The sequence below is a fragment of the Coleofasciculus sp. genome (assembly GCF_046539235.1).
Taxonomy (GTDB): Bacteria; Cyanobacteriota; Cyanobacteriia; order Cyanobacteriales; family Coleofasciculaceae; genus Coleofasciculus.
The window spans coordinates 1-12,118 of record NZ_JBKHHI010000188.1 but is presented as its reverse complement, the minus strand read 5'-3'; the positions used below and the strand labels follow the sequence as shown (position 1 = coordinate 12,118).

The following is a 12,118-nucleotide window of genomic DNA, read 5'->3' as shown; positions in this document are numbered from 1 at the left end:
ACCCGCCCTGACCCCGTTGAAACTGATATTTTTCATTTTTGTCAGTAAGTTCCAACACCCGCCAAGAACTCAAGTTCTTGGCTTATAGCTTAAGTCCATTAAAATGGACTAAAACTAGAAATATAGTCGGTCTTTAGACGAATGCAAGCTTTTGGTTACTTGGTACTCAAAGTAACTGGAGTCAACCCGGATGTGAATAAAAAGGAGTTTGTCGGATTTTCAGATGCGAAAAAACACAACGCTTTAGACGATGCGAAGTTGGCAAAGGCTGGCTACGAAAAAGCCGCTGTTGGCTGAGGAGAAGGCTTCCACCCGCAGAGAAGCTTGATTCCCGTTGCCAAAAATGAAATTGTCAAAGTAACCACGATTTGTTGGCAAAATCAGCCGGCTTTTCGCTATCCTTTTGAATCGGGCGTCCGAGAGGGCGGGTGGGAGTTCTAGCGGGAGGACGTTTGGTTTCAACGGGTGGCGCGGGTTCTATCGGTCGCTTTTGAGTAGCTTTAAGCGATTTATTCTCTTGTTTCAAACTCTCCACTTCTTGCATCAATTTCTCATTGGCTTGGGCGAGTTGAACAGCGGCTTTTTTGGCGTCATCAAATTCACTCTTTACATGGTCGAATTTCTTTAACTCATTTTGTAAGTTTTCAACGGATTCGTGTTGCTGCTGTAATTTGGTTTCTAAGTCCGTAACTTGTTCCTTTAACTGCTGTTCTCGTTGCTCAGCTTGAGCTAAACTATCCTTTAAATTAACCACAGTGGTTTCTTGTTGTTGGGCTTCTTCGAGTGCCTGTTTCAATTCCGCAACCGTAGCTTCAAGGTCAGCCTTGGTGGGAGTTGAAGATTTACTGGTACTGGTTCTTCGGCGGGTTGCCATGGTTGATTCGTCCTCTGCTTCTGTATTCGGTTCGTTAGTATCTTCAATAGGTTGCTGATGGGATGATGGCGATTTTTCCACCTCTTCCCGCAGCAAATCAGTTAACTTTTTTTTTGTCATTAGCACCCCCAATGATGGTGTAGTTCATCCGCCACCCGGCGATAATCAGCTTGCGCTTCACGGGCATTTTCTCCGCGCAACTGAGTAATCGGTATCCCCTGCAATGCAGCGCGTTCGTGGGCTTTGTACATCCGAATAAAGGTTCGGAATGCCGGAACACCGAGTTCCCGGAGTGTGGTTTGCGCCTCTAACGCTTCCCGGCGACTGCGAGAATCTACCCGAGTTAACAATACCCGATGGGCGGTTCCTACAGGTGCGATCGCACGCCGTACTGTTTCCATTAAAACCGCTAAGTCCATCGGTGCGGGAGGTGTGGGTAAAATAATATAATCTGCGATCGCGACTACAGCAGTCAAGGCGTCTGAACGCAGGGCGGGGGGTGTATCCACAACGGCTATTGCGTAGTCTTTCAGGGTTTGTAGACGACTTAAGAGTTGAGGATTGGTTTCTTGGGCGATATCAAACCCGATTTCTCCCTCACTTCGTTCTACCCACCAACTGGCTGAACCTTGGGGATCAGTATCTACTAACAAAACCTGTTTTTTTTCCGCAAGTACGGCGGCTAAGTTGACTGAGGTTGTGGTTTTGCCAACACCTCCCTTTCCATTAATAATAGCGATTATATTTGTCATTCGTCATTCGTCATTCGTCATTCGTCATCCTCGCGAAGCGAGAAGCAAGCTACGTCTTAGGGTCAGGGCGGGTTTTGTATAAACGTTATCATCAATAGCGAAACGTGATTCCCTAAACCCGCCCCTACACATTCAACATTTATACCGCTTCCGGTAAGGCTCCTTTCATCTTGCTTAACCAGTCGATTAAATTCTCTAACTGTTTATTGGCGTTGAGAACTCCTAATCCCCATACTGTTACTTTACCAGAAGAATAGACAAAGCGCGATCGCAAATGTTCATTGAATTAGAGATGTCTGAGTTACTTGACGAAGTTGCTAAAGGATTTGCCGTTGCTAAACCACCTGTTCATCATTGTATAATTGTACTGATCCCATTTCCAGTTCACCAAGCATAGCTATTTTGCAGCCTGTTAGTATTTTTTGTGAATCGTGAGTGAAAACCGCCTTCTTTCTTCCCCTAGCTATGTTGAGATATCGATTGTTTTAGGCACTCGGCAACTACAAGGATTGCGCCATTATTGATATTAAGGTTTAAATGCCGAACAGCTTAACGATATCTCCCCCATCTTCCCCATCTCCTCCAACTCCCTCACACTGCTTCCGGTAAGGCTCCTTTCATCTTGCTTAACCAGTCGATTAAATTCTCTAACTGTTTATTGGCTTTGAGAACCCCTAATCCCCGTACTGTTACTTTACCAGGAGAATAGACAAAGCGCGATCGCAAATGTTCGGGTAGGTTCTCTTTCAATAGCTTCCAGGCGGGTTCCTCCATTGGCGTTTCCAAAAGGACATGCTGTTTCCCGTCAGGTTTAATCCGACTAAACCCTACAGACTTCGCCACCTGCTTGAGTTCCACAATCCGCAATAATTGCTCAACGGGTGCGGGTAACGGACCATAGCGATCATGCCAATCGGCGGCAATTTGGACTAATTCAGACCGAGAATTCGCCGCCGCAACTGTCCGATACGCACTCATTTTTTGATCTAAATCAGGAATATAATCCGCCGGGATAAAGGCGGTAAGATTTAAGTCAATTTGGGTATCATCCACTTGGGGAATTTCTTGTCCCTGAATCTCGCGAATGGCTTCTTGTAGCATTTCCATATACAAATCAAAGCCAATCACATCCATTTGTCCCGACTGTTCCGCCCCTAGGAGATTTCCCACCCCCCGGATTTCCATATCCCGCGTCGCCAGTTGATACCCGGAACCTAACTGAGTAAACTCCTGAATCGCCCGTAAACGCTTGCGGGCGGCGTCAGATAGAGTATCTTGTTTGGGATAAAATAACCAAGCATGTGCCTGCACCCCAGAACGCCCGACTCGCCCCCGCAGTTGGTAGAGTTGGGCTAACCCAAAGCGTTGGGCGTCTTCAATCAGGATAGTATTCACACGGGGAATATCTAACCCGGATTCAATAATTGTGGTACAAATCAGGATATCCGCTTCCCCGCTACTAAAAGTAAGCATGGTGGATTCTAATTCCCCTTCTGGCATTTGTCCATGGGCAATTGCCAGTCTCGCGCTAGGTATCATTTCCCGCAGTTTCGTGGCGACTTCTTCAATTCCCTCGACGCGGGGAACTACATAAAACACCTGTCCTCCCCTGTCTAATTCAGTGCGAATTGCCGTACGAACTGCTTCTGGATTATAGGGGGCTAAATGGGTTTTAATCGGACGCCGAGAGGGAGGGGGAGTGGTAATTAAACTCATTTCCCGCACACCAGAGAGGGACATATATAAGGTGCGGGGAATTGGTGTGGCGGTTAAGGTGAGGACATCAACTTGTGTTTTTAGGGTTTTAATTTTCTCCTTTTGATTCACGCCAAAGCGCTGTTCTTCATCGACGACTAACATGCCTAAGTCGCGGAATGTTACACCTTTTCCTAATAATTGATGGGTACCCACAACCACATCTAATTCCCCAGTATTGAGGCGGCGCTGAATTTCCTTACGTTCCTGGGCGGTGCGGAAACGGTTGAGTAATCCCACATGAATCGGATAAGGAGCAAAGCGTTCTTTTAACGTGTGGTAATGTTGTTGAGTAAGAATCGTGGTTGGGGCGAGGAAGGCGACTTGTTTTCCAGAGGTAATCACTTTAAAAATTGCCCGCAAAGCTACCTCAGTTTTGCCAAAGCCCACATCCCCACAGACCAAGCGATCCATGGGGCGATCGCTCTCTAAATCTCGCTTTACGTCTTGCACGGCTTTGAGTTGATCTGGAGTAGGTTTATAGGGAAAGGATTCCTCTAATTCGTCTTGCCAGGGGGAATCTATGGGAAAGGCATAACCTGATCGTTGACTGCGTTGGGCATAGAGTTTAAGTAAATCAACCGCCAGTTTCTTAATGGTTTTGCGAACCCGACTTTTGGTCTTTTCCCAGGCTTTGCTGGACATTTTATTCAGTTGGGGCGCACGGCTATCGGCACTGCGATAACGTGACAAAACCCCCACCTGATCGGCGGCGACGCGCAATAATCCATCGGCATATTTGATTACTAAATATTCACGGGTTTCATGGTTAAGGGTGAGGCTTTCTAGCTTGACAAATTGACCAATTCCGTGGTTTTTATGCACCACATAATCCCCAGGGGTTAACTTATTCGGGTCAACCTGTTTGGAGGCGGCGCGGCGGCGTTTGCGTACATAACTAGGAGTGGCGAGAGTATGCTGTCCAAAAAACTCGCGATCGGTAATTACAACCAAGCGAAACGTGGGCAGGATAAAGCCTTCCAATTCCGCTAATCCGGAATATTTCACCGCCACAGGTGTTTTCTGGCTTTGCAGTTTATCAATTGCCGGATAATCGCGGGGATTGGGAACAAACTGGGCGGGACAATCATGTTCCTGTAACAGAGAAACCGAACGACTCGGTTGAGCCGAAACCAGCCAAACCGAAAACTTGCGATCGCGTTCACTGCGAACAATTTCTGCAAGTTTGGCAAACTGGTGGGGTGTGGCGGGAATCGGGCGGCTGGCTAAATTCACCGCATTCTCATTGGTGGCTTCTGCTAGTTCCGATAAATAGAGTAAGGTTTGATTGTGTAGGGGCGGGTTTAGGGATTTTTGTTTCGGTGTTGATGATAAGGTTTGATCAACACCCGCCCTGACTGCGGTTTGAGTGTTGAATAATTCAGCATATTGACGATGCAGAGGGGGAAGAGGATGGGTAAGGGTATCTAAATGATCTTGAGCATGTTCCACCCAGCGATCGCAATGAGCGCGACATTGTTCAGGTTCGTCAATAGCAATAACCGTATTATCGGGCAAATAATCCAACACAGAAGCAGGTTGATCAAAAGCAATCCCCAAGAAGCGACGACTCCCTTCCAGATGTCCCCCCGCTTGCCAGAGTGCCTGTTCCTCTTCCTGTAGATGGATTTGCACCTGTTGGGCTTGGGTATCACTGAGGGCATCAGTAATAATGGGGCTAAAATCAGTAGGGGTGAGTACCAGTTGCTCAATTTTATCTAGGGAGCGTTGGGTGGCGGGGTCAAATTCGCGCAGTTGTTCGAGTTCATCCCCGAACCATTCCAAACGCACGGGTAATTCGGCAGCAACCGGGAAAATATCCACAATATCACCGCGCCGACTCCACTGACCTTCCATTTCCACCAGTGGCACTCGCTCATAACCCAAGCGTGCTAATTGTTGATCGATTTCTTTCGTATCCCAACTTACGCCTCGGTTGATTGTCAGGCAGTAGGATGCAAAAGTGGCGACTGGTGGTAAATGGGGTTGGAGTGCCGCATAAGTGGCAACAATTGCCAGTTGTCCGTTGTGCTTTGTCTGTCCATTGTCCGTTGAAGTCTGTGGGTTACCCTGATCAGGACTTGAGGAATGATCAATCACCAAATCGGCTAATACCTGCATTTGTCCCCAGGTCATTTCCGATTCTGGGTCAAACGGTTCGTAGGGTGACGCTTCTGAGGTGGGATATAAATGAACCGTTTGCCAGTTCATCGCTTCCAGTTGCGCCGCCCAGCGACTAGCTTCCTCCAACGTAGCGCAGATCACCAAAAGATTACGCCCTGCGGCTTGAGCGATGGCAGATGAGACTAATCCCTTAGGTAGACGGGCAATCCCATTCAGGTGCAAAGACGACTGACGATTCAGTTTAGAGAGGAGTTCACCCGTCAGGGGCGATCGCTCCAGAGTCCGAATGATAGAAGAGAATGCCATGATTCACCGCACGTTATTAGAAATAGACAACCCAAGCCGCTATCCATCGGCTTATCTAATTGTAGAAGCCCTAGTCGAGGCAGATTTACTCACTTATGACTCAAAAAGAAATAACAATCGTCAAAAGAAGCCCCAACACCAAACCTCCAACCTGATTCACCCCACACCCAATCCCCCGCTCAACCCCTCTGCGTCCCTCTGCGCTACCCTCTGCGCCCTCTGCGTTAAAAAAACTAATCTATCGCCCTCCTCAAACCTTGGTCAGGACAGGTTTCTTCCCACGGATAGGAGTCAAAAGACGCCCCGACACCAAAACCCAGACGCTTCTCGCATCACATCTCTACAGTCAAAAGCCAGAACTCAAGTCATGCTTGATACTAGAACCTGAGAAATACATTCTCCCTCATTCCCAGCCATTACACTCATGTCCTCTGTCTCTCGCGAAATTGCCTTTATCCTCTTACTTATCGGACTCAATGGTATCTTTGCTATGTCAGAGATGGCGATTGTCGCCGCTCGCAAGGTACGCCTACAACAGTTAGCCAATCAAGGCAATTCTAAAGCTCGCACGGCTTTGGAGTTAACCCATTCCCCGAATCAGTTCCTCTCTACGGTTCAGATTGGGATTACCCTAATTGGTATCCTCGCTGGTGCCTTTGGTGGGGCGACGATTGCTGAACAACTTGCCACTCAGTTAAAGGAAATTCCCCTAATTGCATCCAAGGCGGATGCGATCGCGTTATTTGTTGTCGTGGTCACAATTACCTACCTGTCTCTGGTTATCGGGGAACTGGTGCCTAAGCGATTGGCACTTAGTAACCCAGAATTAATTGCCACGGCGGTAGCTGCACCGATGCAATTTTTGGCAAAACTCGCAGCGCCTGCGGTTCATTTATTAAGCTATTCCACAGAGACTATACTGCACCTATTGGACATCGCCCCCTCTCAAGAACCGGCGGTAACCGAAGAAGAAATCAAGATTTTAATGCAGCAAGGCACAGAAGCCGGAACCTTTGAGAAAGTCGAACAAGACATGGTGCAGCGAGTATTCCGATTAGGCGATCGCCGGGTGAGTAGTTTGATGACGCCTCGTCCCGATATTGTCTGGCTAAATTTAAACGATTCCTCGGAAATAAACCGCCATAAGATGATGAATAGTTCCCATACCCGTTTTCCGGTTTGTCAGGGGGGGATTGACAATGTACTGGGTGTTGTGCAGGTCAATACCTTACTTGCCCATTGTCTCGCGGGTCATCCCCTGGATTTGACCTGTTGCTTGCGACAGCCGTTATTTGTCCCCGGAAGCACAAGGGCGCTGAAAGTATTGGAGTTATTTAAGCAATCGGGACCTCATTTAGCATTGGTGGTGGATGAGTATGGGGTGATTCAAGGATTAGTCACACTCAATGATATTTTAGAAGCCATTATTGGTGAAATTCCCTCTTTTGATGATGCGGATGAGTTGCACGCGGTACAGCGAGAGGATGGTTCCTGGTTAGTTGATGGCATGTTATCCGTTGAAGAGTTCCGCAAACTATTTGGCATTGACGAGTTACCGGGAGAGCAACGGGGAAACTATCATACGTTAGGCGGTTTTGTGATTACTCATTTAGGTCGCATCCCCACAGCGGCTGAATATTTTGAATGGGGAGGATTACGGTTTGAAGTGATGGATATGGATGGCAATCGGGTGGATAAGGTATTGGTGATACCGTTGCACAAAGAGTATTATCACCGTCCCAATGATGTGTATTAATAATCCTTTTTGTAGAGACGTTGCATGCAACGTCTCTACTAATCGGGTCGCCCTATTGTTCTAAACGCTACCAACCATGGGTTTTTCTGGCAAGGATTGACGTAAACGATCGCCATATAAGGCTAACGCATTCCCGCCTAACAGCAGTCCCAGATGTTCCCGGTCATAATCCGCCACCGTTGCAGCATCCTGGACACAACCGTGCAGCACACCATCCCAGTGACCATAGTCCCCAGAGAAACAGGCTAAATGCTTACCAATCTCACCCATCGCTACGGGCAAATACGCAGGACCCGGATCATCAGATTCAAAGGAGGTAAAAATTTGACCCCGTTCAAAATACTCGAAGGGGTCACGGTGACGCAGGTCATAATGTTCATACAAGCTAGCATCCTCAATTTTGGTCGGATCATGTGCCGCATTCCACAACAAATCAAACAGGTTTTTCGCCTGAGAGATAATGTTGACATTATCGCGTCCGCCTTTTTCTTGAATCATCAATTTAGTGAATTCCATTAAAGAGGGGCGATAGGGATGTTTAGGGTCAAAGTCGCGAATCCGCTTTTCCCAATGTTCGTGGAACGCATGGGCTAAATCCGGTAGCCAACCACAACCCCCTTCTAAGAAGCCAACGCGCAGGGTGGGGAATTGTTCAAACGCCCCATCAAATACCATCCGGGCTAATGCCAATTGTTGCTGGTTGCGCTGGACAAAAATGTGGTTGAGGACAAAGGTTTCTAGATGATCCGCAATGCCGCCTACCATGTAGGAACCCGGTCCACCGTGAATCCCTAAGCCAATATCCAAGTCTACCGCCGCCTGTAAAATTGGACGGAAGTCAGGATGGCTAATTGCCTTACAGGTGCGAATTTCGGGGAATGCATCGGGGGCTTTGGGATGGGGAATCGGCATATTGGGCGCAACGGCGACGCTAATCATCCCCAGTTCGTTGACGCAGCGATACATTTCCTTAACCGCTTCATCTACATCCTGAAGACAAATAACGCCAATGGGTTTGAGGCGATTATCATAACCCCGGCAATCATCTGCCATGTAATTGTTGTAGGCGCGGCAGAGTGCGATCGCAAAGTCTTTATCCAGAATACTGGAAAAGATCAGATTCAGCGTACCAAAGATAACATGAACATCAATCCCTTCTTGATCCATGTGTTGAATCCGCACCCGATTGAACATCGCACCCAATGTGGTATCTGGATGCAGATTGCGAAAGCCACCTTTCCCTAATCCCTGAGGTTGGGGAAACATCCGCAGGAAGTCATTTTTCCCGGTTTCTGGATTAAAGTCGATAATCTTTGCTCGTTGATCACCGAGACTATCAGTCACTAAACCGACGCGATTACGATACTCTGGTTCTAGATAATCCCGCATAATCATCGGATTCTCTAGCTTATGAGCATCCGCATCGATCACTAGCAAGTCTTGATACATTATCACTCCTCAACTTGTTGATGAAGGCTTAAGTCTTTAATGTTACTAAATATTACGGGTTCAGGCTATGGGAAAAGAAGGCTCCAAGGCAGGAGGCAGATGGCAAAAGGGGTAGAAGGAAAAAATTATTTGGTATACCCAGTTCCCTCATCTCCCCTATCTCCCTCATCTTCCCCATCTTCAATTCCCAATCACCCTTTCCTCGCGGGACGCAACCCAAACCAGTTCTCAAATGACCAAGACAGGGAGGCGAGGATAGTGATACCAGGATATTTGCGAAACGCGGGTTCATTCTTCTCAAAGAACGCATGTCCCCCCAAAGCAAAGACTTGGGTAAGGATGACACAAATCAAGGTCAACCGCCAATCATAGAATAGTAGGATAACGGCTGCGATCGCGAGTAGGTTGGTCAGGTGGTGCAGCCTCTGATTGATCGGATGCCGATGAGAGGCGACGAAATGGGCTTTTGCTTCTTGGAAGTTGTTCAACAATGGGACTCTCCTACAGTGACACTCAACTCAGCCAGCTTAGAATATTGTAGTGGCATGGCACACCTAATTTGATGGATTAGGCTTACATCCAAAACCTGTAGGGGCGCACGGCGTGCGCCCCCGGTGTGCGCCTGATTTAACTGTAACCTCTTTAAATTATTCTTCCTTTTTAATCGGAGCCAGACATAGAATCCCTTCAGATCGTAAGGTATCCATAAACATCTTCCTCAAAATGCGCTGGATTTGAAGATGCTTTCCTGGCTTTGCCTTCGTCAATGTCCGCAGCAACAAGTTAGATTCCCCTAGACTTTCCACACCATCAACTTGTGTGGGTTCGAGGACATCGGGATCATTTGTGTTTAACTCCTGTCCGACTTCCTCAACAACTTGATAAACTTGACCTAAGTTGGCATTATAGGGTACGCAAACTTCCACGACGGCAAAAATGTATTCTTTGGAGTAGTTAATCACTGAGCCAATCGCACCATTGCGAATAATCTGTAATTGACCATTAGGATGTCTAAGACGAGTTGTTCTCAGTTCAATCGCCTCCACCGTCCCCTCGACGACTTTCTCTTCCACGTTCCCGGCTTCAATATAATCCCCAACTAAATAGTAGTTTTCAAACAAAATAAAGAAGCCACAAACCATATCGTTAACCAGTTCCTGGGCACCAAATCCTACCGCTAGACCAATAATACCCGCACCGGCTAGGATGGGAGTTGGATCAATATCGAGAGTATAGAGAATAGAAACCCCAACGGTGAAATAAATTGCGTATTGCAATAAGCTACGAAATAGAGGAACCAGCGTTAAGCGTCTGCTTCTTTGCCGCTCGGTCAAATGTTTCTCTTTAAAGACTAATTCTTCAGCCAGCAAAGAAATCACTTCAAACAACACCCGACTGAAGAATATCATCGCAATAATTTTGATAATTCGCAGACCCCAATCGGACAGATCAGCGACTAATTTAATCTGCTGAGTTACTAATGTAGCTATGCAGACGTAGAGGATTAATTCTAAACACCGCTTCAAAAAGGGGATGAGGTGTTGTAAGCGATCGTAAAATCTTAATAGGTTATCAGGGCTGGAGTATCTGATGCTGAGAACACTTAGGATATCTACGATCGCAGCTGCTGCTTTAGTGACGAGTAATCCAACAGCAATGATCAAATAGATTCGTAGTGCGATAAAAAGATAGTCAGAAATTACGGCTGGTAGCTTGATAAACAGAGTACAGCAAGCGATTATCCACAGCCAAACTCCTCCTTTTATTCGTTTATAAAGGGCGTTGAAAAAAGCATCAATACTTGCATCGTCAGCGGTGCTGCTGTCTATATTTTTGGTGCGAGTGTTCCCTAGTTTGAGGCAGTATTTAATCAAGGCTAGAGCGATCGCCGCTAAAATGACCGTACCAATACTTTGAACAATACCAACTGCCAAAGTTAGCCAAAATCCGGGTGGAATAAGTCCAATCAAGTCTCGTGTATATTTTTGTAAGTCTTTCCCTTGATAGATCAAGAAACCATTAACACCGACAATCACAAGGCACAGCACTAAGCCAGTCAGGAGCAACAATCCGGTGATGTTCCGACGCATCATTTTGACTTGTTGCGCCTCAATCTTAAAGAGTGGGTATTTAATCAATAGTTTTGACAACTTACCCACCAACCAAATCACAACCAAGAAAATGATAATTACGATGCTAACTTCAGCAAAAATGATTAATGTATTCATATATTATTCTCATGAAAATATTTTTTATCATTATTATCACCCTAAGTCTGGGAGAGCTTCCACTCCAATGGATCTAAATTATAATATTGTTTCAATTGCTGATAAAGCGCGGTATGTTTACTTGCCATTTGATTAGGCTTTTCAAAGAATGTCTCTGTCGCCACAGCAAAAAATTCAGCCGGATCAGTCGCCCCATATTTATTCATCACTGTTTTTCTGCCGCGTTGAGCATCGCGTTGTAATTGCTGATACTCTTGGCTAAATACCTGCGCCCACGTCCGATAATCAGCCTTAGAATCCAGCTTGGGTACACCGTTAATCATACCATCGGTTTGATCGAGCTGATGGGCAAATTCATGGAGAACCACATTATGTCCATCCTGCCAATTCTGGATATCATATTCGATTTGCTGCCAGGATAGGACAAGTTGATCTCGCGTCCAAGATTCCCCCAGTCTCACTTCATCTCTTTCTTCTACAATATAATCACTGATTCGCTTGGTTGGTTTGACCCGATAGGCGCTGGGATACACCAGAATTGAAACTAAATTGGGATAATAGTCCCCTCTATCATTCAGTAAAAGCAGACAAGCCTGAGCCGCAATTGTCAGTTTGATTTCTTCAGTAATCTGTAATCCTCCACAGCCAATAAACTGTTTTTCGGCTAAAAAAACAGCAATGTAACCCTGGAGTTTTCGTTGTCGGGATTGAGGTAGACGGTGATAAAATGGCAAAGTTTGCTGGATAACTGTTTGCCAACGCCGAGGAAACGGTTTGTTTTGGATACGGTTCCGTCGCCATTTAGTCAGAAGTGGACTTAATAGAACCCCAGCGCAAATCCCAACAATAATTACTAAAACAATAATAGCTTCAA

11 protein-coding genes are annotated in these 12,118 nt (G+C 46.4%); 3 read left to right on the top strand and 8 right to left on the bottom strand.

Annotation, left to right across the window (positions count from 1 at the left end):
- Positions 1 to 141: 141 nt before the first annotated feature.
- Complete coding sequence (locus ACLFWI_RS16980; RefSeq protein ID WP_446413894.1) at positions 142 to 297, top strand: hypothetical protein; 156 nt, start codon at positions 142 to 144, stop codon at positions 295 to 297.
- A 55-nt stretch (positions 298 to 352) separates the two neighbouring features.
- Here ACLFWI_RS16980 and ACLFWI_RS16975 read toward each other — a convergent pair whose 3' ends face one another.
- From ACLFWI_RS16975 to mfd, 4 genes are all read right to left on the bottom strand, one after another.
- The gene (locus tag ACLFWI_RS16975; RefSeq protein ID WP_446413893.1) at positions 353 to 994 is read right to left on the bottom strand and encodes a hypothetical protein; all 642 of its coding nucleotides are present in this window, start codon (positions 992 to 994) and stop codon (positions 353 to 355) included.
- The gene (locus ACLFWI_RS16970; RefSeq protein ID WP_446413892.1) at positions 994 to 1,626 is read right to left on the bottom strand and encodes an AAA family ATPase; all 633 of its coding nucleotides are present in this window, start codon (positions 1,624 to 1,626) and stop codon (positions 994 to 996) included. Before ACLFWI_RS16970 ends, ACLFWI_RS16975 begins: the two co-directional genes overlap by 1 nt.
- A gap of 139 nt (positions 1,627 to 1,765) precedes the next feature.
- Positions 1,766 to 1,900, bottom strand: a complete 135-nt coding sequence (locus ACLFWI_RS16965; RefSeq protein ID WP_446390086.1) for a hypothetical protein — start codon at positions 1,898 to 1,900, stop codon at positions 1,766 to 1,768.
- A gap of 317 nt (positions 1,901 to 2,217) precedes the next feature.
- Complete coding sequence (gene mfd / locus ACLFWI_RS16960; RefSeq protein ID WP_446413891.1) at positions 2,218 to 5,811, bottom strand: transcription-repair coupling factor; 3,594 nt, start codon at positions 5,809 to 5,811, stop codon at positions 2,218 to 2,220.
- Here mfd and ACLFWI_RS16955 point away from each other — a divergent pair.
- On the top strand, positions 5,810 to 6,199 hold the full coding sequence (locus tag ACLFWI_RS16955) for a hypothetical protein (RefSeq protein ID WP_446413890.1): 390 nt from the start codon (positions 5,810 to 5,812) through the stop codon (positions 6,197 to 6,199). The two genes, mfd and ACLFWI_RS16955, sit on opposite strands and share 2 nt — an antisense overlap.
- 36 nt (positions 6,200 to 6,235) lie before the next feature.
- Entirely contained in the window at positions 6,236 to 7,567 is a 1,332-nt protein-coding gene (locus tag ACLFWI_RS16950; protein WP_446413889.1) for a hemolysin family protein, read from the top strand.
- A gap of 60 nt (positions 7,568 to 7,627) precedes the next feature.
- Here the strand turns inward: ACLFWI_RS16950 and ACLFWI_RS16945 are convergent, their stop codons facing one another.
- The 4 genes from ACLFWI_RS16945 to ACLFWI_RS16930 form a co-directional block, all read right to left on the bottom strand.
- The gene (locus ACLFWI_RS16945; protein WP_446413888.1) at positions 7,628 to 9,016 is read right to left on the bottom strand and encodes an amidohydrolase family protein; all 1,389 of its coding nucleotides are present in this window, start codon (positions 9,014 to 9,016) and stop codon (positions 7,628 to 7,630) included.
- A gap of 191 nt (positions 9,017 to 9,207) precedes the next feature.
- Complete coding sequence (locus tag ACLFWI_RS16940; RefSeq protein ID WP_446406235.1) at positions 9,208 to 9,504, bottom strand: Mpo1-like protein; 297 nt, start codon at positions 9,502 to 9,504, stop codon at positions 9,208 to 9,210.
- Between the two features lie 159 nt (positions 9,505 to 9,663).
- Positions 9,664 to 11,244 carry a mechanosensitive ion channel family protein gene (locus tag ACLFWI_RS16935; RefSeq protein WP_446413887.1) on the bottom strand — a complete coding sequence of 527 codons (1,581 nt, stop codon included), beginning with the start codon at positions 11,242 to 11,244 and terminating at the stop codon, positions 9,664 to 9,666.
- Between the two features lie 41 nt (positions 11,245 to 11,285).
- Positions 11,286 to 12,118: M90 family metallopeptidase (locus ACLFWI_RS16930; RefSeq protein ID WP_446413886.1), on the bottom strand; the 833-nt coding region annotated here is incomplete at its 5' end.

Bases quoted from the DNA above. Each gene is read 5' to 3' on its own strand.
- ACLFWI_RS16980 (WP_446413894.1), top strand. From the start codon at position 142: ATGCAAGCTTTTGGTTACTTGGTACTCAAAGTAACTGGAGTCAACCCG.
- ACLFWI_RS16975 (WP_446413893.1), bottom strand. From the start codon at position 994: ATGACAAAAAAAAAGTTAACTGATTTGCTGCGGGAAGAGGTGGAAAAA.
- ACLFWI_RS16970 (WP_446413892.1), bottom strand. From the start codon at position 1,626: ATGACAAATATAATCGCTATTATTAATGGAAAGGGAGGTGTTGGCAAA.
- ACLFWI_RS16955 (WP_446413890.1), top strand. From the start codon at position 5,810: ATGATTCACCGCACGTTATTAGAAATAGACAACCCAAGCCGCTATCCA.
- mfd (WP_446413891.1), bottom strand. From the start codon at position 5,811: ATGGCATTCTCTTCTATCATTCGGACTCTGGAGCGATCGCCCCTGACG.
- ACLFWI_RS16950 (WP_446413889.1), top strand. From the start codon at position 6,236: ATGTCCTCTGTCTCTCGCGAAATTGCCTTTATCCTCTTACTTATCGGA.
- ACLFWI_RS16945 (WP_446413888.1), bottom strand. From the start codon at position 9,016: ATGTATCAAGACTTGCTAGTGATCGATGCGGATGCTCATAAGCTAGAG.
- ACLFWI_RS16935 (WP_446413887.1), bottom strand. From the start codon at position 11,244: ATGAATACATTAATCATTTTTGCTGAAGTTAGCATCGTAATTATCATT.